This window comes from Actinomyces ruminicola (assembly GCF_900103885.1).
In the GTDB taxonomy this organism is placed as follows: domain Bacteria; phylum Actinomycetota; class Actinomycetes; order Actinomycetales; family Actinomycetaceae; genus Actinomyces; species Actinomyces ruminicola.
In genome coordinates this window covers 1-23,514 of sequence record NZ_FNIM01000020.1, presented here as the reverse complement: position 1 = coordinate 23,514, position 23,514 = coordinate 1, and the positions used below count along the sequence as shown (strand labels likewise).

The following is a 23,514-nucleotide window of genomic DNA, read 5'->3' as shown; positions in this document are numbered from 1 at the left end:
GTGCTGCACAGCCGCTGTCAGTTGGTGGTGCAGGTGACCGTTTGGCTCTTGTTGTTGGTGGCGTGTGGGAAGGTGTGCCGCGCGGTGCCGTCGGCGCCGACGAAGAACTCCTCCGTCCAGGTGGGGTAGGTGCCGTTCGCGTCCCTGTAGGTGTAACGACAGTAGACGCGGCTGTTGGGCTCGAATCCCCACACATCTACCACCAGATGCCAGCAGCCCACTCTCCCGTCTGCGGTCGGCCGGGTCAGCCCGCGGGCGTAGTCCGCTTCGGTGCAAGTGACGCCCTCGATGCTGGTGTCGGTCAGAATGGGGAAGGCATTGTTCTTAGGCATGGGCTTGGTCGTCTGCTGGGGCAGCGTGACCGCGCTGGAGCGCACCGTGGCGGAGACGATGGACTCGTCGTCGTCCACCACGGCGCGGGCCTCCACGTAGTAGGTGGCGCCCGGGGTCAGGCCGCTGAAGGAGGTGTGGTCATCGTCCCAGCCGGCGACCTGGTTGCCGGCGGCGTCGACGAGCCGGTACTCGATCTCGAGCTCGCCGGCGTCCCAGCCGCCGCCGGAGGCGGCAGCCGAGCCCTGGGTAATGGTGATCGTGGTCCCGGAGGCGGCCGCTACGGGTGCCGACGGTGCGCTGGGCTTGCCGGTGATGCGGAAGCTCGTGGAACCCACCGCGGAGGTGGACGAGCCGGCCCGGTTGGTGGCGATCACCGTGGCCGACACCGCATGGGAGCCGACGCCGAGCGATACCGGCACGGACACCGAGGTACTGGCACCGGCCTGAACCGTCTGCGTGACGGAGCCGGTGAGCGAGACGGCGTAGGTGACGGCGTCACCGTTGGCGGGGGCGCCGCTCCAGCTGATGCGCAGGTTGCTCCCGTCCCAGCTCAGGTTGGGCCTGCCGGGGGTGCCCGGGGCGCTGTAGACGCTGGCCGTGCCGGATGAGGAGACCCAGCCGGAGCTGCCCGAGCCGGACACCACCGAACGCACCCGCACCGTGTAGCTGCCGGCGCCCAGGGAGCCGAAGGCGGCCGAGGTGCCGGAGACCGCCTGGGTGGAGACCACGGTGCCGCCCCGCAACAGCTGCACCTCGTAGGTGATGCTCACCCCGGGAATCGGGGGGGCCGGGCTCCAGGAGGCGGTGACGGAGCCATTCCCGCCGCTCAGGCTCACGCTGGTCGGGGCATCCGGGGTGACGGTCAGCGTCACCGGGGCGGAGGCGGCCGAGGGCGCGGAGTCGCCGGCCGCGTTGGTGGCCACCACCTGGAAGGAGTAGGTGCCGCCGGCCGTCAAGCCGGTGGCCGGGCAGGGCGAGCCGGGGCAGTGCCAGGAGCCGGCGCCGCCCACCTCGGTGAGCGTGTACCCGGTGATTGCGGAGCCGTTGTCCGCGCCGGGCGTCCAGGACACGTTCATGGAGCTCACCCCCGACGGGCTCGCCGAGACCCCGGTGGGGGCGTCCGGAACCGCGGTCACCGTGACGGTGACGGTGCCGGTAACGGCCCGCGCGGCGGAGCCGGTGGCGTCCAGCACCTCATAGCCCACCACCAGGCGGCCGGCGAAGCCCGCCCCGGGCGTGATCGTCAGCGTGGTGCCGGAGGCGGCCACCTCCCCGGTGCCGGAGGTGACCTGCGGCGAGCCGGACAGGGTGATCGGCCGATCGGGGAAGGGGTTGGTCACCAGCGTGGCGACGTCGATGCTGACGGGGGAGCCGTCGGATTCCAGCGTGGCCGGGGCCGTCGTCATCAGCGGCCTGGTGGACTCCGACACTCGCAGCGACAGCTCGCCGGTCACCGCCTCGTTATTCCCATCATCCACGGTCACAGGCAGTGTGCCGGTGGTGCCGACCGCCGCGTCGGCCTCGGCAGACACGGAGATGGTGGAGCCGGACAGCGACGCGGTGAAGCCGGCGGGGGCGGAGCCGATCGAGAATGCCAGCTCATCGCCGTCGGCGTCCTGCGTCATGGCCGCCAGGTCGGCGGAAACCGCGTCCTCGCCGGCGGCCACGGAGATCTCGGTGGGGGTGAAGGAGGGCGGCGTGTTGGAGGTCGCCTCAACGACCACCGGCAGAGTCAGCGTGGATGACAGGGCTGCGTCGCCCGCGGAGTCGGTCACCGTCAGGGTGACGGAGGTCTGCCCGGTGAAGCCACTCACCGGAGTCAAATCCAGACTTCCGCCGCCGCCGGCGACCGCGGCCTCATCCAGGCCGGTGCCGGTGCGCACAGTGGAGGCGTCGGTGACGGTGGGGGTGGTGTCGGCGTGGGTGAGGATGTAGTCGGCCAGGTCCACGGATGTGGTCGTATCCGCCGGGATGCGCACCGGGACGGCGGTCGAGTCCAGCCGCGGGCGCAGGTCGTCGCGTGAGGGCACCACGATGACGGCGTTGCCGGTCAGCCCGTCCTGGTCGGTGATGGTGTACAGCACCAGGCGCTGCTCGTCGCCGACCCGGACCCGGATCGAGGAGTCGATCACCTCGGCGGTCGTGTCGGCGGTGGTGACCGTCAGGTCCCAGGGGGAGCCGTCGGCGTCCTGATCGTTGTCCAGCACTGACACCAGCGCCGTGCCCTCGGAGTCCACCTGGTCCACGGTGACGTAGTCGTCCACGCCGATCGGGCTGATCAGCGGGGCGTCGGCGAGCACCTGAAAGGTGATGGTGCCCACGTCCATGCCGCCGCGCCCATCGGAGAGCCGGTAGTGAGCCGTGTAGACGCCCTCCTCACCGGGCAGGTCGGCTACCACTCGTCCGGAGCGCATTGAGATCGTCAGCGCCGGGTCGTCGCTCAGGGGCGTGTCCTCCAGGGTGAGGGCGTCGCCGTCGGCATCGAAGTCGTTTGAGATGACATCGGTCACCACGGTGCGGCCCGGCTGGGCCACCACCAGGTCGTCGGTGGCCACGGGGGCCGTGTTCGTCGTGGGCGCGGCGGCAACGCCCACACGCACCGTCCCGGTGGCCTGCGCGTCGAAGCGGTCCTTGACGGTGTAGGTGAAGGTATCGGTGCCGCTGGCGCCCTCGTGGGGGGTGTAGGTCAGGTAGGTGGAGGAGACCTCGACGGTTCCCGCCGCCGGGGTCTGGTCCAGCCCGACCAGGCTCACCGAGTCGCCGTCGGGGTCGATGCCGTCCAGCGGCACAGTGATGGACACCGGCGAGCCCGCCACCGTGCTCGCCTCCAGGTTCTGCGGGGTGGGGGCGGAGTTGGCGGCGTCGTCGCGGGCGCGTACCTCAATATCGATCTGGCCCGAGGCGCTCTGTCCTTCGGTGTCGGAGACCGTGTAGGACAGGGTGGTGCGGCCCGGGGTGTCTCCGGCCTTGAAGCGGACCGCATCGCCGCTGGTCCAGGCGGTGCCCAGATCTGCGCCTGCCACCCCGAGCTCATCGGCGACGCTCAGCGCCAGGCCTGACGGAGAGGTGTCGTTGTCCAGCACTGACACGGTGACCACGTCTCCGACGCGCACGATGGCGGAGTCCGCGCTGGCGATCGGCATCTGCAGCTCGGCGGTGGTGACCGGGACGACGGTCATGTAGCCGGTGGCGGAGGCAGTCCCGTTGGAAACGGTGTACTCCACTTCCACGCTCTGCCCGATCGTGCCGGCTGCGGAGACCTGCAGCAGCGAGTGGTCCACGACTGTGACCGTGACTCCCGAGTCGTAGGGGGCGCTGGCCGACTGCAGCACCAGGATGCCTCCGGCCGGGTCGAAGTCATTGCTCAGCGGGGCCACGGTGGTGGAGCCACCCTCGCGCAGCAGGGCGGTGTCATTCTCCGTGACCGGGGGCACATCCGGCTCCGACTGCTCGATCACGTCGATGCGCACGATTCCCTGGGAGATGGCGGCCCCGGAGGCGACGTCGTAGGTGACGTAGTAGGTGCCGGCCTGCTCGGCGGAGAAGGTGAAGGTGCCGGCCTGCTGGTTGGCCTCCAGGGAGGTGCCCGCGGGGGCGTCCTCAACGCCGGCGAGCTTGAGCGTGTCGCCCGTGGGGGAGACGTCGTTGTCCAGGGGAGAGACGACCGTGCTCGCCCCGGCCACCACGCGCACGTGGTCGGCATTGGCGATAGGCGCGGCCGAGTCGGCGGCCTGCACCTCCACGTTGACCGTGCCGGAGGCGGCCTGCTGCCCGTCGGAGACGACGACGGTGAGCGTGCGCGTGCCCGCCGTCCCGGCCGTGTCCCGCACGTTGATGGTGCCCTCGTTGGTGGTGCGCACATCGAAGCCCTCGCCCTGCGCAGACACCAGGTAGAGGGTGTCGCCGTCGGGGTCGAGCCAGTGCCCCAGCACGTCCAGCGAGCCGGAGGCACCCGCGGCGATCACCAGGGTCGGGGTGGAGGTCTGCTCGGGGGCGGCGTTGACGCTCCAGTCGTGCACCTCGACGGTGGCAACGGCCGAGTCGGCACCGCCGCGCCCATCGGATGCGGTGTAGGGAACCGTGTAGGAGCCGGTGGCGTCCTCGGGCACGTCGATGCGCAGCGCCAGCCCCGACTGGGCCGAAGTCACCTGCGCGGTGCCCGTGTCGCCGGCCTCGGCGGTCAGTACGTCCCCGTCAGGGTCGGAGTCGTTCGCGAGCACCGGCAGCACCGTGGAGCGACCGGGACGCACGCCGAGGACGTCGTCATTGGCCTGCGGCGGGTGATTCTCCTCGGTGCGCTCGGGCTGCGACTGGGCGTCGGAGGTCTCCGCCGAGTCGTCCTTGTCGTCTGACTGGTCATCCGTCTGGGAGGTGATGTCGGTCCAGTCCTCCACCAGGACCAGGTTCTCGTCGGGCAGCCAGACGGTGCCGTGGGCGATGTCATTAAGGACGATCGCGTCCCGGTTGACGCGGAAGACCGGCTGTGATGACGCCGCCAGGGCGTCGTCGCTGACGGACTCGACGTCGTCACCGCACTGCCGCAGGAAGTGACCCGAGCCGGACCAGGCGCCGTAGACGCAGTCGCCCAGGCGCACCGGCTGGGCGGCGACGCCGACAGTGGCCTCGCCGTCGGTGGAGGCCGGGACGGTGGTTACCGGAGATCCGTCCAGCGGCACGGACATCAGCGCGGTGCGGGAGGCCACCAGGACGGCGTCGGCGTCCGGACCGGGCTGTTGCAGCACCAGCCCCGACGCTCCCAGGTCCGTGGTCGAGCCGTCGGGCAGGTGCAGGACTCCGGTGGAACGCTCCAGGATGACGGCCTGCTGGCCGACCGCCGTTATGGCCAGGTCCGTGCCGTCGGTGAAGGTCAGCTCTTCGGACGCGGCCTTGCCCCAGCCGGAGGACTCGGCCGGGACCGTCGTCAGGGTGCCCGCCTTGGCGGAGACGGCGTGCACGGAGCCGTCGGTTCCGGCAACGGCCACCACGCCGGGCATGTCCTCGATCAGGGCGGGGGCGGCGGCCAGCAGGTCGACTGCCTGCACGGTGGTGCCGGAGACGGTGCCGGCAGAGCCGTCAACCGCGAAGACGCGATCGGCGCCCTGCAACACCGTCACGCCGCTGGGCAGCTGCGTGCTGGCCGACAGCGCAACTGCGGTCGTATCCACTGAGGCGACGGAAGCGGCCGCCAGGTCGGGCACCAGCACGTCCTGTCCGCTCTGGGTGACGTCGAAGTCGGCCGACGCGGTGCGGAACGAGCCGTCTATCTGCTTGGACGGGTAGTTCAGGCGTGCCACCAGATGCTCCGCGGTGCTGGTCACCCACACGCCCCCGTCGTTGAGGGAGACATCCGCCTGGCTGACGCCCTCGTGCAACCAGGCTGCGGCCCCCAGCGTGAGAGCGGCGATGGCCGCCAGGGCGGCGGAGAGCCGCTTGCGTCGTCGCCGAGGCAGATCGGGACGACCCAGGCGCGGGCGACGTAGCTGCAGTGCGGGCACGCCCCTCACCTGCCGGCAGCGCCCGAGTGGGAGGCGACCTCCTGGGCGAGCATGCGCCGCAGCATGCTGGAGGACGTGGTGGGGGTGTAGGGAAGGTAGACGACGGTGGCGCCGACCTCCGCCATCTGCTGCTCCAGCAGATCGCCCTTCTCGGTGCCCTGCCAATCAGTGCCCTTGAACAGGATGTCGAAGGGCTCCCGCTGCCAGGCCAGGCGCTTGTCCTGGTCGAAGTCGGGCACGACCGCATCCACTACCCGCAGTGCAGCCACAAGTGCCATGCGCTCGTCCTGGGGGACGATTGGCGCGCGCCCCTTCATGCGTTGCAGGGACTCGTCGGTGGCCACCCCTGCGATGAGGCGGTCGCAGCGGGTAGCGGCGGCGGTGAGGATATTGAGGTGTCCGATGTGCAGCATGTCAAAGCCGCCGGGCACATATCCGGTGATCATCAGTACGCTCCCTTGCCGCCGACGACGGCCTTGAAGGTGGACAGGAAGATGCTGGCGTCCAGACGGGCGCCCCGGTTCTCCACGTAGTGGCGGTCCAAGGCGACCGTCGAGTCCCAGGACAGGTCCGAGCGCCCCGACACCTGCCACAGGCCGGTGAGACCGGGCTTGACCAGGAGGCGGCGGCGGGCCTCGTCGTCGTACTCGGCTACTTCACTGGGAAGCGCCGGGCGCGGGCCGACCAGGCTCATCTCTCCGCGCACCACATTGATCAACTGCGGCAGCTCGTCGATGGAGGTGCGGCGGATGATGCGGCCGACGCGGGTGATGCGAGGATCGGTGCGGTTCTTGAACAGCACCTCGTTGCCGGCATCACCGCCGGCGCTGACCACGTCGGCTCGACGGGCATCGGAATCGGTGTACATCGAGCGCAGCTTCCACAGCGTGAACTGCTTGCCCTCCAGGCCGACCCGGGTCTGGCGGTAGAAGGCGGGACCGGGGGAGTCCAAGCGGACGGCGGCCGCGGCCGCGGCCAGAACCGGGGAGGCTAACAGCAGCAGCGCGGTGCCGACGACGCGGTCGAAGACCTCCTTGGCGAGTAGTCGCGTGCGGCGCAGGCTCACATCGATCAGGCCGGTCCATCCGTGGGTGACCGGCAGTCCCCGCATGCGTCCCGGAACCACGTCCTGCAGTCCGGGAGCAACCACCAGCCGGGCGCCGGTTCCGGTCAGGCCGCGCATCAGGGTCACGAGGTCCTCCGGACTGACCCCGCCGAGCGTCATGACGACGTCGATGCGCTCGGCGGAGATCATCGCGCCCACCTCGTCGGCGCCGCCGAGGCGAGCGGCGGAGTGCGAGCGGTTGGTGCTGGAAGACACGTAGCCGACGACGAGGAAGCCGTCGCCGGGGTGGCTGCGCAGGTCGCGCAGGATCGGTTCCGCGCCGGGGCCCATCACGATGAGGGTGCGACGCAGGCCGTGCCCCTCCATGCGGCGCGCCCGCAGCCAGCGGCTCTCGGCGGAGCGCCCCAGGAGCGATAGGCCGAGCTGCGCGGCCAGCGGCGCGAGCACGGAGGACGGCGGGAGCCCCGGCGTGAGCAGCTGACCGAGGAGCAGTGCCACCGGGGCGGTCGCCGCGGCCGCCAGGGCGACGCGGCCGCCGCCGGAACGGGCCTGATCCACGACGTCAACGCCCAGTGCTCCCGCCAGCCAGGCGAGCGCCACCATGAGCGTACCGGTGATGACGGTCAGCAGCAGTCTGAGGGGCTCCCACGCCAGACAGATGGCGGATACCCAGGCGGGCAGCACAACGGCGGTGAGGTCGCCGAGGAAGACCCACGACAACAGGTCGTGGCGCATGGTTGGCCAGGCGGTGAACAGCGGAGATGCCAGCGGTGGCAGGAATCGCGCCTCACCAGCAGGCCGCTCCTGCCGTCCGGCGGACTGCGGTGCAGGTGTTGTGCTGGGCATGATGGCCAAGACCACTCCAACGGATGTGCAAGACTGCTGATAGAAGATACTTATGGAGGATGAGCGGAGAACCGCTAAAGGATCCGGCATGGCCGGTCGCGCTGCAGCGGGGTGCTGCCGCGGACTATTTCGCCGAAGTCATCAACGAATCTACTACCCGTTCGCGGCTTGCGGGGGCGAACGTGAACAGCTCCACAGAAGAGGGTGGAGAAATGGCCTGCGGGGCGGGCGCGGCGTCGCCCGGGTTTTGCGTCGGCGGGGGGCTCGGGCGGCCGGTAATCGGCGCGACGATGCGGATGTATGGATATGCGGAGGAGCGGATGTTGGTTGAGTCACGGGGATGAAGAATCGAGAACGGCGACACCGCCGACGTGACTATTCTGAAATGTTTTATGGGTGATCTCCGGCGCTATTGGGTGCATATGAGCGTCGTGCGTCACGGCCAGCAACGTTCCCGCAACATTTGATCATAATTCGTGACCATACGGCGGCCCGGAGGCGTGAGCCTGAGCGGCCGGGTGTGCGGGCCTGAGGGCAAGCGGGCTGTTCGCGCTTGAGGAGGTGTTGGTTGGCGGTCAGGCGTCTGCGTCCGGGGTGTCCCGCAGTGTGGGCCTGGGGGTCATGGCGCGCAGGCCGTTCCAGGCGAGGTTGACCATGTGGGCCGCGACCTCCTCCTTGCTCATCGCCGGGTTCTCCAGCCACCACTGCGAGGGCATGGCCACGATGCCGACGAGCATCTGTGCGTACAGAGGGGCGGTGCGTGGATCGAGCCCGTGCGCGGAGAACTGGGTGGCCAGCAGGCCGGACACCTGGATCGCTACGTCGGCCAGCAGGGTCGAGTATGTGTCCGAGCCGTGGTTGTCGCCTGAGGAGGGGGTGTGGAAGCTGTTGGAGGAGAGGATGCGGAAGCCGTCGGACGACTCCTCGATGTAGGTCAGCAGTGCGAGTGCTGCCCGCTCAACAATCACCGAGGCGGAGGAGGAGGACTCCAGCGCCTGGGTGACCGTGGTGTAGATGGCCGTGAGCTCGCGGTCGACGATGACGGCGTACAGGCCTTCCTTGCCGCCGAAGTGCTCGTAGACCACCGGTTTGGACACCTTCGCCCGGTTGGCGATCTCCTCGATGCTGGTGGCCTCGAAGCCCTTCTTGGCGAATAGCGTCCGCGCCACGGCGATGAGCTGCTCGCGCCGCTCGGAGGCGCTCATGCGGGTGCGTTTACTGGCCCTGCTGCTCATTGCTGCTTCGCCTCGTGAGGCGCGGAGCTGGGTCGTGCGGCGGTCGCGCCCACGGCGCTACTCCAACAACCGGCAAACAACCGCATTAGGCCCCCTCGTGCTTCGGCGGGAGCCTAGCACGCGGGTCCTGTTGGTGGGGAGCGCCGGGGAGGGTGGTGCCTGGTGGTGGAGGGTGTGCCGGGGGCGGGGATGGGCGACGCTCGGCCGCGTCGATGTGAGGTGTGGGCAGGATCCTGCTATTGTGACAACCCAATAACGCATTAGTGGTGTTGTCGTAACGTTCTTCTTTGCTAAGGATGAGGCGGCCGCACCGCCATGGGCTCGTGAGAGGAGACTACGTGCACGCGCTTGACCAACGACGTCTTGTCGCACGTGAGATCGCAGATCGCCTGAGTCGCGGCGCAGGCTCGTTCTGCCTGGTTGCGGCTCCCTCGGTCTCCGGAGTCTGGTCACTCGGCCCCGCGCTCGCCGCCGACGTGACCGATCTCCAGCGAGATGTGCGGGTCATCACGGTGGATGCCGCGATGGGAGTGTCCTTGCCGCTCAGCCGTCCTGAGCTCAGTATCGACGACGCCGTGCTGATCGCCTCCGTCAACCAGGTCTTCGAGAGCCTGTGCGGCGATCCCGGGAATGCCGCCCTGCGCAAGCGGCTCGAGCCATTGCGGGCCGCGGTGCAGGACGCGGGGACCATGCCCGAGCGTGCCGCGGCCGCCGGTGCCTTCGCGGCTGCCGCCTGCCAACAGCCCGTCCTCGTCACCATCGCCGTCAACGAGAAGCACAACAGACTCTCGGTGGCGCAGATGGAGCGTGCGGCGTCGTTCCTCGCTGCCACTCCGCTGGCCGTGGTTGTGCTTGTGCCGGAGGGCTCCGCAACCGACTGCGCGGTTCCTCCCTTCTTCTCCACCTCCATCGGCCGCCTGGGGCCCGACGACGCCCGCGACCTCATCGCCGCGGAGACCTCGGCCTACGTCGACCCCATGGTGGCGGCGTGGATCGCCCGCAGTGCGGCGGGAAGAATCGACGACATACGGGCGGTGGGTTCCCACTTGACCGGCGCGGAACTGGCCGGGCGCGAACTGCCGCGATACGAGCCGACGGCTTCGGCGCAGACCCGCGGTGAGGTCGCTGAGCGCCTCGGCGAACTGTCCCCGGAACAACGCGATGCCCTGGTGGCGATGCACCTGCAGCTGGTTCCGAATTCCGCCGTGGTGCAGGACGTCGTCGGCGCGGTACCGCAGCCGGGGTTGGAGGAACTGCTGCCCGCCCCGGAGCCGGGCCCCGCTCTGAGCCGTGTGACGGCGACCGCCGTCGTCGGGACGGCGCCACGGGAGGCAGTCCGTGATCTGCACGCGGCATTGGCGGATGCCTACGGGGCCGACACCCTGGAGCGGTCCTGGCACCGTTTGGGTGCGCAGACGGCGTCGGCGGCGGATTGGGAGCGCCTGCTTCGGGCTGCCGACGCGGAACTGCAGCGCGGCAGCCTGAACGTCGCCTGGCGGATTATCGACGCTCTGCTGCGGAATCGAACCGAGCCCGGGGTGCATCCCGCGCAGGCGGCGCGCACTCGGCTGCTGCAGGGGCAGCTCGCCCTGCAACTGGGCTGCACGCTGACCGCCGCCTCCCGCCTGCTCGAGGCTTTGGGACGGCCGGGAATGAGCTCGGAGGAGGAACTGGCTGTAACCGCCGGCTATATCGCCGCGAGAGGATGCGAGGGCGTGAGCGTGAGTGAGGACGGTCGGCTGGCGGCTCGCCTCACTGAGCTCGGGGCCCATTCGCCGGCGTCCGCGGCGCGCTGTCTGATCCTTCTGGCCGGTCAGGAACGCCTCGTCGGGGAGAGTGACGGCCCTGGCGCATACCTGCGTGCGGCTATCGGGCTGCTGGAGGCAAACGCCCTCGACGGCCGCAGCAGCCCCGCCGACTCCGACGCGCTCGTCCTGGCACGGGTTCTTCTGGCCCGAGTGGAAGGGCGCTACGCCGAGGCCGCCGAGGAACTTGGAAACGGCATGCCTGCGGAGATTCCCGGTGACACTGCGCGCAGTGATATCACCGTCTGGGCGCAGGCCGTGATCCGCGCACTCCTGGCTGCCGAGGATCCACTGGGGGAGCATCCCGTGGTGGTGGAGTCCTCCCTGTGCCTGCTTGCCGGCACCAGCCCCTTCTATGAGGCCCAGGCGGTATCGGTCCGGGCATTCCTGACGAGTCGGCTCGGCTGGACGCGCTATGCGCAGGAGGAACTGGAGGGCGCCTGCTACCGGGTTCCCCTGCGGGTCGGCCTCGTCGGCCTGGGGATGACCCTGGCGGCACAGGGAGCCATGCTGTTCGACGACGACACCGCCGCCTTCGCCTGGCGCAAGACCATGGCCAATGCGGTGCCCGGCTCGGACACCTCGCCGCAGCAGATGTGGGTGAGCGTGCTTGAGGCGGCCGCCCGTCTGGCCGCTGGTGACGGCTTGCTGGCCGGGCTGCTGCTCGGGCCTGCCGTCGCGGCGGGAATGCCCCGGGAGCGGCTGCGCGCCGTGTGGTCGAACATCATCGACATGGTGATCATCGAGCCTGCGCTGCTGGAACGTGTTCCCGGACTGGCGGACTGGCTGAAGACGCAGCTCGGGGGAGGCAGGCGCTCCGACCCGAATGATCGGCTGCTCGCCGTACTGCTGGCTAACGATGACGAGGCGGCGTCGCTGGTTTCCGGCCTGGTGCTGGAGACCGTCTTCTCCGGGAACGCCGTCCGGCAGGTGCGTGCCGACATGGCCTGCGCCGCCCGCCTGCGCGGTAGCCCCGGGCTGGACGTCACCGAGCTGGGAATCGCCGCCGATGCGTTGGCGTCCGCGAGGGCACTGGAGGCGCGTGCGGCCGAGTTCGCAGCGGCCGACGGCGTGTCGTTCTGGCAGCGCGTGACAGACCGTGCCAGGCAGGCGGGTACCCAGGGTGTCTCGGCGTCGGCGGGGACCGAACTCGCCGAGCCGGAGCTGACCGACACCGAGCTGCGCGTCGCCCGGCTCGCAGCGCAGGGGCGCCGCAACAAGGAGATCGCGGCCGAGCTGTACATGGCGGTGCGCACCGTGGAACTGCGCCTGACGGGCGTGTACCGCGCCTTGGGTATCTCCAGCCGCAGAGATCTGCCCAAGGCGCTGGCGGCCCACGGCTTGTTGGAGGACTGACATGGGGCGGCGGAGCGTGCCGCCGACATTGCGAGCCCGTGAGGACGCTGGGCAACCCACGAGGACGCTGGGTAGCCCGCGAGGACGCTCTCAGGGAGGGCGTTCTCGGCGGCTGGGGCGCGTCCCCGGCGGCTTACCCGCGTGCTCGACGCCGGTCGGCCACGGTACTGAGGCCGCTTAAGGTCGGACGAAGCCTGTACCGGGCTGTCCGGGAGCACGCCGCGACGGTCAGCCTGAGCGGCCCCACAAACGCCCTCGCTGGATGACAGCCGATACCTCTCGCGGGGGTCATGTCAGCCAAGGGCGGGGAACCAGCCTCATCTCTATGCCTGCGGGCAGTGCCGCCAGGACTCTGCCCAGTAGCGCCGTCGGTTCTCTGAGATCGGCCCAGGCGACCCGCAGTATCCGCCAGCCCAGTTCCTCGATCCGCTCCTGACGAAGTTTCTCCTGATACAGCGCGTCGCCGTGCAAGGCGTACTTGCTGGCGCCGTCGAACTCCAAAGCAATGCGAAACCGCTCCCAAGCCAGGTCGAGGAACCAACTGGATGCGCCACCGGGTACCTCGAACTGCGATTGCGGGGGCGGCAGGCCCAGGGTCAAGAGCCAGTACCGGGTCTCGCTTTCCCCTGGTGATTCCGCGGCCGGGTCGAGCAATGGCAGCATTCTTCGTGCACGCGCCACCCCGCGGTGACCGCTGGAACGCCCCAGCACGGCGCGTGTCTGCGCCAGTAGCTGTTCCAAAGCGTCCCGGCATGCCTCCGGCTTGAAACGATCGAATCCAGTGCCGATCCGCAGCAGTGAGTCGCCGACCACGAAGGCCTCCGGCCCCGGTAGGTCCAGCAGGCAGTCGGCCAGGGTTCGGGCGAGTGTAGTGGTTCTGAGGCCGAGCACAGTGGCGAGGTCCGGCGCCTCCAGGTGGCGGCGTCGTCGGCAGAGTCTCACCACGCGCCCCCGCAGCAGTGTGCCCTCCACGGCGTCGGGTGGGAGCCCTGAGGAACGTCCCCATGCCAGCGGCCCTCCGTAGACGACTGGTGGAAGTGGCGAACTCGTCGAGGACGGGGCGAAGGAGTACAGCAGATGAACATCGGGCTCATGTCGACGCAACCAGGCCCCGTGCAGCAGCGCTGCCGACTCGTGCGATAGCACCCCTCCCTGATTGGTCCGTTGCACGGCCAGGAGCCGCGCCAGGTTCACCTCCTGCTGCTGACGCCAGATCGGCGGGGGTGCGGTGGGCAGCAGGTATTGACCGCGTTTGATGATGACGGCGTCGGGCGGCGGCGCGGCGTCGTGCGAACCGCGGGAGACCACCGTGGGGAGGGCGGTTGATGCTGCTGGATTGATGGGGGAGGAAAGGATTGTTCGTGGTGCGGTCCTGGATACGTGCGTGGTCATGGATGCAGGATCGCGGGAATACGGGGAGTCCCGTCGGCGCCTTGTGAATGGCGCGGTTCGAGCCTGGCAGGAAACCAGCCTGTGGACGGCGGCGGATACGCCGGTCGGCCCGCGAGGACGTTGGGGAGCCCGTGAGGACGTTGGGGAGCCCACGAGGACGCTCTCAGGGAGGGCGTTCTCGGCGGCTGGGGCGCGTCCCCGGCGGCTTACCCGCGTGCTCGACGCTGGTCGGCCACGGTACGGACGCCGGCAGGCGGGGCTGCGGAGGCCGCCCCGCATACGTCGCAGCGCCTCCGGCGGCCGATACGTACAGGCCTGGTCCGTGCTAACTTGTTATGCCGTTGTACTACTGATTGGAGCTCACGCATGAGCGCTTCCGCCTCCCAGGCGCGTACCCGTGCCTCGATCCGGGAGAACATCCGCTCCCTGGCGACGGCGCAGAAGGCGAAGGCCGGTGCCCCGCTGTACTCACGTCTGATCAACCGTCCCGCGGGGCGGGTGCTCGCAGCGATCGCCCACCGGCTGGGCATGACGCCGGATCAGGTGACGGCGGTCTCCGCCTGCTGCACCTACGCCGGCATTGTGCTGCTTGCGGTGTGGCGCCCCTCGGTGCTCACCTGCGTGGTCACCTCCCTGCTGCTGATGCTCGGCTACGCGCTGGACTCGGCCGACGGCCAGCTGGCCCGGCTGCGCCACGGCGGCTCGAAGGCGGGGGAGTGGCTCGACCATGTGGCCGACGTGATCAAGCTGTCCACGATCCACGGCGCCGTCGCCGTCGGCCTGTTCCGCTTCGCGGAGCTGACGACGCCGACGCTGCTGCTGGTGCCGCTGGCCTTCGGGGCGGTGCAGAACATCCATTTCTTCAGCTACATCCTCACCTATCAACTGCGCTACGCCGGCGGTACCCCGCTGGCCAAGGACGAGGGCCGCGCGGGAGTGGTCAAGTCGCTGCTGTCGGTGCCCACCGACTACGGGCTGATGTGCCTGGTGCTGGTGCTGCGCTTCGCGCCCACGGTGTTCCTGTGGGTGTATGGGCTCATGCTCATCGGCTACGCGGGCTATGTGATCCTGGCCCTACCCAAGTGGTACCTGGAACTGCGGGGGCAGCGTTGATGTCGGTACTGACCCCGATCAACCTACTTACCGGCCCCAAGGCGCTGTTGATATACACCGGTCGCAAGGACGGCCTCGGCAACCGAGTGCGGGCACTGCTTTCCGCCAAGGTGCTGGCCGAGCGCGAAGGCCGCGAGCTGTTCTACGTGTGGGGGACGGACCGCTACTTCGGTCCGGCGATGGACGAGCTGTGGCACTTCGACGTCGGGCGCCGCGTGCCCCGCTGGGTCTCGCGCCTGGTGACGCCGGTGCACCGCTTCTACGGTCCCGGCTCCGCATCAATCACCGAGAGAATGCGCGCTGAACGCCTGTGGCAGATCCGTTCGGGCGGGCTGCCGGTGACCTGGGACGATGACATGCGCTCGTGGACCGAGGACTTCCGCGACCTGGTCCCGGTTGCCGAGATTGCCGAGCGGGTTGAGCGAGTCTTCAACGAGTCGTTGCGTGGACGGCGGTATGTAGGTGTGCAGGTGCGCTCTCATGCCGTATCCCACGTCAAGACCCTGGAGTCGTCTCCGGTGGACTGGTTCGAGCAGCGCATGCGTGCGGTGCGTGAGCAGTATCCTGACGCGCTCTTCTACCTGTCGTGCGACACGGCCGAGGCACAAGCACGCATCATGAATCGCTTCGACGGCTGCGTGGCCTTGACGGACAAGGGCGGATACAACACCACCGCAGGAGTACGCTCGGCGATCGTTGATCTGTACCTGCTGGCCTCCTCCCAGCATCTCATCGCGCCGGCGTACTCGAGTTTCCCGGAGATGGCGGTTTATCTGGCCGATCACGCCATGCCCTTCGAACGTCCCAGGCAGCCCCTGCAGGAGCAACTGCGCTTGGACGCCGGCCTGGTGGAGGATCCCCTCAAACCAGCGCTGCGCCGCTAGGCCCACCGACCTAGATCGGCGCCGGTGGCCGTTTTACAAGCACGGGAGGAATCGGCCCCGAGCCGACTCATGCGGCGAGGAGATCGCCTACCACTGCGCACATGGCCGCCCGGTAGCCCTGCACACTGAAGCGCTGCTGCGCCGCCTCGGCTCCCTGGCGCGCCAGACGCGCGGCGAGGGCGGGGTCGGCGGCGAGCCGCCCTAGTGCATCCGCGAGTGCCCGGGGGTCGTCCGGGGGCACGAGTAGGCCGGTGACGCCGTCGTCAACTACTTCTTTCAGCCCCTGTGCGCTCGAGGCGACTAGTGGCCGCGCGGCGTGCATGGCCTCCACGGCCGTGTTGCCGAAGGGCTCCTGCCGCGAGGGGACGACGACGGCGTCCGCGCCGTCGAGCACCGGCCAGGTCGGGTGGACGTAGCCGAGGAAGTCGACGTGCCCGGCCAGGTCCGGCGCAGCGGCCCGCTGGCGCAACTCGGCCTCGTACCACTCGTAGCCGGGAAAGATCGAGCCGGCCACCTCCAGGGAGGCGTTCACGCCGCGGTCGCGCAGCAGCGCAACCGCTTCCAGTAGCACGTCCACCCCCTTGCGGGGGGAGAGCCTGCCCACCATGGCGATGCGGAAGGGGGCGTCCGTGTCGCGCTCACGCAGCGGGGCCGGCAGCTGCGGCGGGGCCGCGACGCCGTTGTGCACCACCCGTGTACGCCCGGCCAACAGCGGCTGAGCCGACAGCAGTGCGCGCCGGGCCGCCTCCGAGTTGGCCACGATGCGCGTGGCGGCCAGTAGCGGTGCATTGAGCCCCGCGCGGACGAGCAGGTGCTGAGTGTCCTCCGCCTCGTGCACATGCGACAGGACCGGAATACCGGCCGCGCGTCCTGCCAGCGGCCACCAGGGGATCGTCACCGTGTTGGCCAGCAGCAGGTCGGCCCGGCAGGCCTTGATCAGACGGCGCAGCCTGGCGAACTCGCCGGTGGCCCGCGCGGCCAGGCCTGCCAGGCCGCGCGGGGTGAGCAGGGACTTGCGCAGCACCGTGAAGGGCACGACGGCGACGCGCGCCCCCGCCCCCTCAAGCACGCCCACCAGTGGCCCGTTCGCGGGCAGCGCCACATTGACGCGGTAGCCGGCCCCGAGCAGCCCGGTGATGGTCTCCGCCAGCTGCCAGTCGGAGCCGTACAGGTCGGGGGAGGGGTGGGCGACCAGCGCCAGTGGGGAATCGGGGCGGGACACGGCGGCGGTTGTCATGCGGGGAACGCTCCTGTCCTGCGGCCGGAGGGGCGCGAACGCCGCGGGCCCTGTGCGGCCAGGCGGCGGCACAGCGCCTCGTAGCGGTCGGTGACCTGCTCCCAGTCGTACCGGGCGGCCCGGGCTCGGGACAGCTCCCCGCGGTGTGCCTGCGCGCCCGGATCCGCCTCCGCGGAGGAGGCCAGTTCGGCGACGTCGGCGGCTGAGGCCCAGTAGCGGCCGGCGTCCCCGAGTACCTCCCGGTTGAAGGAGACGTCGAAGGCGTCCACGGCGGCCCCGGCACCGATGGCCCGCAGCAGCGAGGGATTAGTGCCGCCCACGGAGTGGCCGTGGTAGTAGACCAGGGCCCCCGCGTACAGCTGGTCGAGCAGCTCCTGGTCCCACACGCCGCCGAGGAGGCGGACGCGGGAATCGGCCAGGGACTCGATGCGGGCCGTGTACTCATTGGCGTATGGGGCACTGCCGACGACTACGAGCGGCAGCTGCGCCCCCGAGCGGACGTAGCCGTCGACGATCACGTCCACGTGGTTCTCGATCTCGAAGCGGGCCACCACCAGGTGGTAGCCGTCAGCCTGCAGCCCGAGCTCGGCCAATCGGCCGGTGCTGTCGGCCACCTGCGGTGCCCCGTAGGCGATCAGCTCCGTGTCCGCCTCGAACTCGTCGGCGTAATAGTCGGCGATGCCCTGGGCGTCGGCGATCAGCGCGTCGGAGTAGCGCACCGCCAGGGCCTCGGCCGCCCGGTAGTAGCGCCTGCCCGTGGGCCCCCACTTGCCGCGCCGCCACTCCAGGCCGTCCACATGCGTGGCCACGGGGATGCGGGCGGCGCGCAGGGCCGGCAGGAAGGGGGAGTTGGCGGCGTTGAAGACGACAGTGACGTCCGGGTGCACGCGCGCCAGCAGGTGCCGTAGCGACAGCGCCGTGTGGGACAGCGTCTCCAGGGAGCGCTTCTTCAGAGCCGGCAGCTCCACCACGCGCATGCCCCGGTAGACGCGGGGCAGCGGCGTGCCGGGCTCGGGGTTGCGCGAGTAGACGAGCACTTGGTGGCCCCGGTCGGCCAGACGCCGACCCACCTCCTCGATGGCGGTCTCGAAGCCCCCGTAGCGTGCGGGCACGCCGCGCGTGCCGAGCATGGCGACGCGCAGTCGGGTGGGCGCCGTCGTCGTGGGCGGCTGGGGCGTGGGGCGAGTGTGGGTCATCGGTCCTCTCAGCGGGTGAAGCGCTCCCGGTGGACGAGCCGCAGCCCGTCTATCGCCCCGCGCACCGCGGGCACCAGGGTGGTGGTGGGGTGGGTGAGTATCTGACGGCGGCCGCCGCGCAGCAGGATTCGCCAGGACTCCTGGGGGGTGCGCCGCACCCAGCGGGCCAGTTCCTCGCGCCGCGCCCAGCGAGTGCCCAACAGCAGACGGTTGCGGACGTTCCAGTAGTAGTAGGCGGCTGAATGGCGCTGCCGGGGCGCCCGACGGCGCCGCCCGCCCGGAGACCGCCCAGGCGGCTGCGTCTTGGGAGAGCTCGAATCCGGTGAGGTGGTGGAATCGGGGCGCTGCGTGCCGCCCTCCAGGTGGCGGGCGGCGATGCTGGTGTCGTTGAGCAGGGTGCCGCCGGCCGCCAGCACGCGCAGGGAGAAGTCGACGTCCTCCCAGTACAGGAAGTAGTCCTCGGCCAGGCCGCCGGTCGCATCCCACAGCTGGCGGGAGAGCGCGAAGCAGGCGCCGGTAAGCCACTCGGCGTGCCGGTGGCCGGCTATCAGGGTGGCGCGGGGAGAACGGGTGGCACCGTCGGTCAGGTCCACGCGGTAACCGTAGAAGACGGGGTTATCGGCGCCGTCGACGATCAGGGGGGAGACCAGCGCCATCGGGTCCGCCTCGACACGGGCAACGAGTGCGGCCAACTGGTCGGGGGCGATGGTTGCGTCGGGGTTGAGGATGACGAATGTACGGGCGCCGGCCTCGATTGCGGCCCGCACCCCCCGGTTGACGCCGGCGCCGAAGCCGAGGTTGGTTTCGGGCAGAACCGTCAGCCAGCCGTGAGTGTTGGCGAGGGAGACGACGGCTGCTCGCTCTGTGGGCGTGGTTGCGTTGTCCACGACCACGATTCGAGGAGATTCAGCATCGGGGGAGACTGGGACGAGGTTGGTTTCCAACAACTCGTGCGATCCGTAGTTGACGACTACGACTGCCGTGGAGGAGAGGTCTGTCATGCCAGCCGTATCTTCTTAACCGGGGTCCTATCGGCTTGTTGGGGCGGAGTGGAGGCGTCTCGGTGGGACCATGCACTCGGGGTGATGATACTATGCCGAGACCATTCACGAGTGCTCCGTGCGTCACGCGGTTGTACTCCTGCGATTCGATGGGAGTCTCCCAGTGCCCGCAGCGCCGATCAGTCTCGACGTGGCGGTGTGCACCTATAAGCGCCCCGAGCGGGTGGCTGAACTCCTTCCGCAGTTGCTCTCCCAGGTGCGGGAGCTGGAGGGGATCGAGTCGCGTGTGCTGGTCGTGGACAATGACCCCGCAGGGTCGGCCCGTGACCGCATTGCCGCGGAGATCGCCGGCGGTGCCGTGGACGATGCCCGGGGGAGCGAGTGTGTGCACGTGGTGGTTGAGGCCGCTCCGGGATTGTCCGCGGCACGCAACCGTGCTCTGGATGAGGCCGCCGACCGCGATCTGCTGGTCTTCATCGACGACGACGAGCTGCCGGGGGAGGGCTGGCTGGCGAAGCTGGTTGCGGTGTATCGCAGTACCGGTGCCGTGGGGGTTACCGGACCAGTGGAGTCGGTATTTGAAAAGCAGCCCGATCCGTGGGTGGCCTCTGCGCCCGTTTTCCGCAGGGCACGGCGCCCTACGGGAACGCCGGTGCGCAGCGCCGCCACCAATAACCTGCTGCTGGACATGGCGGTGGTACGGCGCCTGGGTCTCGGGTTCGATCCGCGCTTCGCCTTCACCGGCGGGGAGGACACCTTCTTCACGCGCTCGCTGGTTGCGCGTGCGGGGGAGATGGTCTGGTGCGACGAGGCCGTTGTGTCAGAGATCGTCCCGGCCGAGCGCGCCACGCGTGAGTGGGTGCTCACCCGGGCGCGGCGTAATGCGGAGACCTGGGCCTGGGTGCGGTTGCTGGACGTGAGCGGCTGGCGGCGAGCCAGAAGGCGCGCGGAGTTCACCGCTCGGGGCGCGGCGCTGTGGCTGGTCGGCTCGGCCCGCGCTCTGACGGCGAGGGGTGCGGGGGCGGCGCGCCAGGCGCTGCGGGCGCAACACGAGCACCGCGCGGCAGGCGGCCGCGGCATCCTGCGGGCCACGCTGCGGGGGCCGACCACGGCGCCTTACGCACGCTGAGCCGGATGAGCCGGAGCCGGCCAATGCTGTCACGGGGTCAGCCGGTCAGGGCTGGATCCGGGTCTCGTCCTCCACACTGAACACCGCGATTTTGAACGCCTGCCCACTTGAGGTGGCGCTGCCCGACAGATACGTGTTGATGCGGACGACTCCCCGACGCTGAAGCCGTGGCTCGGCGTCTGTGGCCACCGCGTCCCAGTCGGTGGGCTCGGCCGAACTGCCCAACCAAACCTTGGCTCGCAGCTTGGTGGGAGAAGCGCCTATTGCCTCGACAATGACGTTCACCCGCATACCGGGAGTGAACGTGCCCTCCACCGGGACTGTGGCGAGTGTGTACTCCTCGGAGCCGACGCGTTTCATCAGGCCGGCGGACACTTTTCCATCGCTCAAGACTGTCTTGACGTAGTAGGCGTCAAGTTTGCCGGGCATGCCGCGTGCCGCGACCGAGACGTAGGTTCTGCCGCCGGATCCGTCCTCGGCGAAGGTGAAGTAGGTGTTGACACGTGTGGCAGTGGAACTGTAGTTGCGGACCGTCGCGCTTGAACCAGTGCCGGCGACGTCCATCGCGATGATGCCGTACTCGTCTGTGCCGCTGGTGAAGCGGGCAGCGGGATCGACCGACCAGGAGCTGCCCCAGCCGCCGCTGATCGTGGTCTCGAAGTTGTCGGACCAGATGCCGTCGTTGAGATGCGTGTTGCTCCCGAGGTCAGCCGCGGAGGTGGTGTTCCAGGACACGTTCACGAGTGCGCCCCGATCCACCGTCGTTCCCGTTGGCAGCCCCAGAGCGGAGGCGACCGCCGCGCTGAGCGGCTTGCCCGAGTCGTCGGCCGGGGAGCCGTCACGAATCCGGTAGTCGCCGCCGTAGTCGGTAATCGTGGCGGTCTCTCGCACGAAGATCGGAGAATCGCCGCGCTCGGCACGCAGATCGAGTGAGTGAGTGTCCTTACCGCCGATCGTCAGGCCCTGCGCCTGCGACTCCTGCGTGAGCGTCTCGGACACGGCCCAAGTGTCGGGTTCGAGGCCGAAGTTGGTCAGATACAGGTCGGAGCCCGTTGCGGGATCGATGGTCTCCGGGCGGACGAACACGTTGTAGTCGGACTCGGCGAGCTGCTCGTTGGTGCCCGCGAATCTGCCCTCCGCCTCGCCCGAGCGCCGCAGGTTCCTGGATGCCTCGACCAGGATCATGTTCATGTAGCGGTGATTCTTGTTCGCTCCGGGGTCGGTGAAGGCGTGCTGCGGCTTTGAGGCAATGACGTTGTTGATCAGCTCATTGTCCAGGGAGTCCCACGCCATCGGTTTAGTGGCATCGCCGCCGTTGTACTCTCCCGCGCTCCACTTCTCGGTGTAACCGTCCGGGCAGGTCTCCCAGTCCCCCTTGGAGAAGTTGCAGGCGTCAATGCGATTGTCCTCCCGCACGTAGATCGGGTCGATGGTGCCGACGATCGTGTTGTTCCAGACCTTGTCTCGCGCACTGCCTGATAGTTGGATGCCGGTCTTGGAGCCCTGAATCAAGTTGGAGGCGATTACGTTGTCCTGGCCGACCTCGTCAAGGATGGCGATGCGATCGATGTTGATGAATGAGTTCGCGACGACCTCTGAGTTAATGACGCCCTCGTCAAGCCAGAGGGCATTGAACGCGGTCTGTCGCTTGTGGTTCATCGTCAGGTCCGAGGCGTCGAGGAGTTCGTCCGAATCCTCCAGACGGGTCTGCGAGCGATCGAAGGTGTTGGCCTCGAAGCGTGCGGCCTTGGTGTGCGTGACCTTGAGGTCCGCCACTGTGCAGTACGCGCCGCACGCGGCCGTGATGAAGCTTTTCGCGCCGTTTCCGCTGAAAGTGTTGCCGGACATGAACAGGCGGTGCGCGCGGTTCGCGCCCGCTCCGTTTGATCCGTTCCCCGTGAACGTCGAGTTCGTCACCGTGGCATCGGTGGCGTCGGAGATGTGTAGCGCGGGCCCGGCCTGAGAGCCCGAGAAGGTAACGCCGTCGATGCGGGAGTTGCTTGAGGCGTTGAAGACCATAGCGGCGTTCCCGTTCTTGCCCCACACCGGCTCGACGTAGTTCCACGCCTGGATCGGAGCGTAATTCGTGATCGTCATGCCGATCACCGAGGCTCCTGTGCCCAGCATGGTCAGAGCGCGGCCATGCTGAATGATTTCGACTGTATTGTCGCCGGGGTCCATGCCCAGCATGTATTGGGATCCCGTGTGCGGTCCCTGCACCCAGGAGGACTCGCTGTCGGAGCTCCCGACACGGGCGGCGATGGCGGGGTTCTGTTCGGCGGCGACGTCTCTGACGTAGAAGGTCATCGTTCCCGGTATGACCTTGGCGGGGTCGTCTACTTGTGTGAGCTCCTGGCTGGCTCCGTCGGCTCCCACGACGAAAACGGCCTCCGGGAAGCGCGACATATCGCCGTCCACCTTCTTCGGGTTGGTGGAGGCGTCCTGGTTGAAGCGTACGAAGTCGGTGCGTTTGCTCACCCAGACACCGCTTTGGTTCGTGAAGTCGGCTCTGCGCAGTGCCTCGGTGCCGGTAAGAACCGGCTCGGTGCCGGCCTTGGCCCTCAGCGTGACTCCGTTGAGGACTAGCTCCCCCTCGCGGTATGTGCCGGCGTCGACCTCCACCGTGTCCCCGGGGGCGGCGGCCTTGAGTGCAGAGCCGATCGTATGGAAGGGGTGTGCTGCCGTGCCGTCCGCGCTCTTATCGTCTGCCGAGGCGCTGACGTGGATCGTGTCCGTAGCCGCTGCGGCATGCGTGGCCGGGGCGGTGCAAAGAGTGATTGCGGCGAGGGTGAACAGCACAGTAAGGGCGAGGGTGATGCGTTCCATGACGTAACTCCAGCTCAGGGGGCGTGTGAGCAGCGTAACACAGGGTTTACTGCTGTGGTGATCGTCGTGTGATCGCATGTGCGGTTGTCTACGTCATGAACGGTGGGTTATCGGCGCGAGCGTGGTGCTTTGGGCCGGCGTGTCGGGGGAGGCGTGCTGCCGGCCTCCCCGGTTTGGACCGCCGTCCCCCTGTTTGGACCCCGGAAGTCTGTTTGGACCGCGAAAGTCTGTTTGGACCGCCGTTGTGTGCCGCGTGGACGGTGTTATGTCTCAGGACATCGGTGACAGTTCTGCCTCAGGACATCGGTGACAGTTCTGGGGTGTTTGGTGGTGACACTTCGGGTCGGATTGGGGCATGAGCTCAACGAACCGTCGTGTTGATCCGCGTGTGCGTCTGGCGATCGTCCGGTGGCCGGATGACGCCCCGCGCGGGGCGGTGACCACCTTCTGCGCCGAGCAGTCCATCTCCCGTAAGACCTTCTATGCGATCCGCGCCCGCGCTCGTACCGAGGGCGAGGCCGCGGCTCTTGAGCCTGGCTCCACCAGGCCGCGTAGGAGTCCGTCGGCTATCAGTGCTGATCAGCGCACCCAGGCGCTGCG

At 69.0% G+C, this 23,514-nt stretch carries 13 protein-coding genes and 1 pseudogene; 5 read left to right on the top strand and 9 right to left on the bottom strand.

Going from position 1 to position 23,514, the window contains the following annotated elements; genetic code table 11:
• Nucleotides 1–17 precede the first annotated feature (17 nt).
• From BLR49_RS13890 to BLR49_RS11725, 4 genes are all read right to left on the bottom strand, one after another.
• Entirely contained in the window at nucleotides 18–5,828 is a 5,811-nt protein-coding gene (locus BLR49_RS13890; RefSeq protein ID WP_092537842.1) for an Ig-like domain-containing protein, read from the bottom strand.
• A 5-nt stretch (nucleotides 5,829–5,833) separates the two neighbouring features.
• Complete coding sequence (locus BLR49_RS11735; protein ID WP_092537840.1) at nucleotides 5,834–6,274, bottom strand: FAD synthase family protein; 441 nt, start codon at nucleotides 6,272–6,274, stop codon at nucleotides 5,834–5,836.
• A complete protein-coding gene (locus tag BLR49_RS11730) occupies nucleotides 6,274–7,740 on the bottom strand; it encodes an exopolysaccharide biosynthesis polyprenyl glycosylphosphotransferase (RefSeq protein WP_092537882.1) in 1,467 nt (488 codons plus the stop codon). Before BLR49_RS11730 ends, BLR49_RS11735 begins: the two co-directional genes overlap by 1 nt.
• 575 nt (nucleotides 7,741–8,315) lie before the next feature.
• Entirely contained in the window at nucleotides 8,316–8,975 is a 660-nt protein-coding gene (locus BLR49_RS11725; protein ID WP_092537838.1) for a TetR/AcrR family transcriptional regulator, read from the bottom strand.
• 338 nt (nucleotides 8,976–9,313) lie between these two features.
• On the opposite strand from BLR49_RS11725, the gene BLR49_RS11720 reads away from it, so the two are divergent.
• Nucleotides 9,314–12,136 (top strand): helix-turn-helix transcriptional regulator, encoded by a 2,823-nt coding sequence (locus BLR49_RS11720; protein ID WP_143013766.1) that lies wholly within the window; start codon nucleotides 9,314–9,316, stop codon nucleotides 12,134–12,136.
• A 288-nt stretch (nucleotides 12,137–12,424) separates the two neighbouring features.
• Here BLR49_RS11720 and BLR49_RS13155 read toward each other — a convergent pair whose 3' ends face one another.
• Nucleotides 12,425–13,528: a hypothetical protein gene (locus BLR49_RS13155; RefSeq protein ID WP_143013765.1), complete on the bottom strand. Its 1,104-nt coding sequence runs from the start codon at nucleotides 13,526–13,528 to the stop codon at nucleotides 12,425–12,427.
• Nucleotides 13,529–13,894: 366 nt separating this feature from the next.
• Here BLR49_RS13155 and BLR49_RS11710 point away from each other — a divergent pair, with 366 nt between their 5' ends.
• Both BLR49_RS11710 and BLR49_RS11705 read left to right on the top strand, forming a co-directional pair.
• The gene (locus tag BLR49_RS11710; RefSeq protein WP_092537832.1) at nucleotides 13,895–14,641 is read left to right on the top strand and encodes a CDP-alcohol phosphatidyltransferase family protein; all 747 of its coding nucleotides are present in this window, start codon (nucleotides 13,895–13,897) and stop codon (nucleotides 14,639–14,641) included.
• Entirely contained in the window at nucleotides 14,641–15,525 is an 885-nt protein-coding gene (locus tag BLR49_RS11705) for an O-fucosyltransferase family protein (protein ID WP_342706660.1), read from the top strand. The genes BLR49_RS11710 and BLR49_RS11705 overlap by 1 nt, the downstream gene beginning before the upstream one ends.
• Nucleotides 15,526–15,592: 67 nt before the next feature.
• Here the strand turns inward: BLR49_RS11705 and BLR49_RS11700 are convergent, their stop codons facing one another.
• From BLR49_RS11700 to BLR49_RS11690, 3 genes are all read right to left on the bottom strand, one after another.
• A complete protein-coding gene (locus BLR49_RS11700) occupies nucleotides 15,593–16,762 on the bottom strand; it encodes a glycosyltransferase family 4 protein (protein ID WP_092537830.1) in 1,170 nt (389 codons plus the stop codon).
• On the bottom strand, nucleotides 16,759–17,892 hold the full coding sequence (locus tag BLR49_RS11695; protein ID WP_176765871.1) for a DUF1972 domain-containing protein: 1,134 nt from the start codon (nucleotides 17,890–17,892) through the stop codon (nucleotides 16,759–16,761). Before BLR49_RS11695 ends, BLR49_RS11700 begins: the two co-directional genes overlap by 4 nt.
• Before the next feature lie 74 nt (nucleotides 17,893–17,966).
• Nucleotides 17,967–18,959: a glycosyltransferase gene (locus BLR49_RS11690; protein ID WP_092537826.1), complete on the bottom strand. Its 993-nt coding sequence runs from the start codon at nucleotides 18,957–18,959 to the stop codon at nucleotides 17,967–17,969.
• Nucleotides 18,960–19,122: 163 nt separating this feature from the next.
• Between BLR49_RS11690 and BLR49_RS11685 the strand changes: the two genes are divergently transcribed.
• The gene (locus BLR49_RS11685; RefSeq protein WP_176765868.1) at nucleotides 19,123–20,088 is read left to right on the top strand and encodes a glycosyltransferase family 2 protein; all 966 of its coding nucleotides are present in this window, start codon (nucleotides 19,123–19,125) and stop codon (nucleotides 20,086–20,088) included.
• A 45-nt stretch (nucleotides 20,089–20,133) separates the two neighbouring features.
• Here the strand turns inward: BLR49_RS11685 and BLR49_RS11680 are convergent, their stop codons facing one another.
• Complete coding sequence (locus tag BLR49_RS11680) at nucleotides 20,134–22,992, bottom strand: right-handed parallel beta-helix repeat-containing protein (protein ID WP_143013764.1); 2,859 nt, start codon at nucleotides 22,990–22,992, stop codon at nucleotides 20,134–20,136.
• Nucleotides 22,993–23,269: 277 nt separating this feature from the next.
• Between BLR49_RS11680 and BLR49_RS11675 the strand changes: the two are divergent.
• Nucleotides 23,270–23,514, top strand: a pseudogene (locus BLR49_RS11675) (IS481-like element ISAar28 family transposase); the annotation flags it as partial.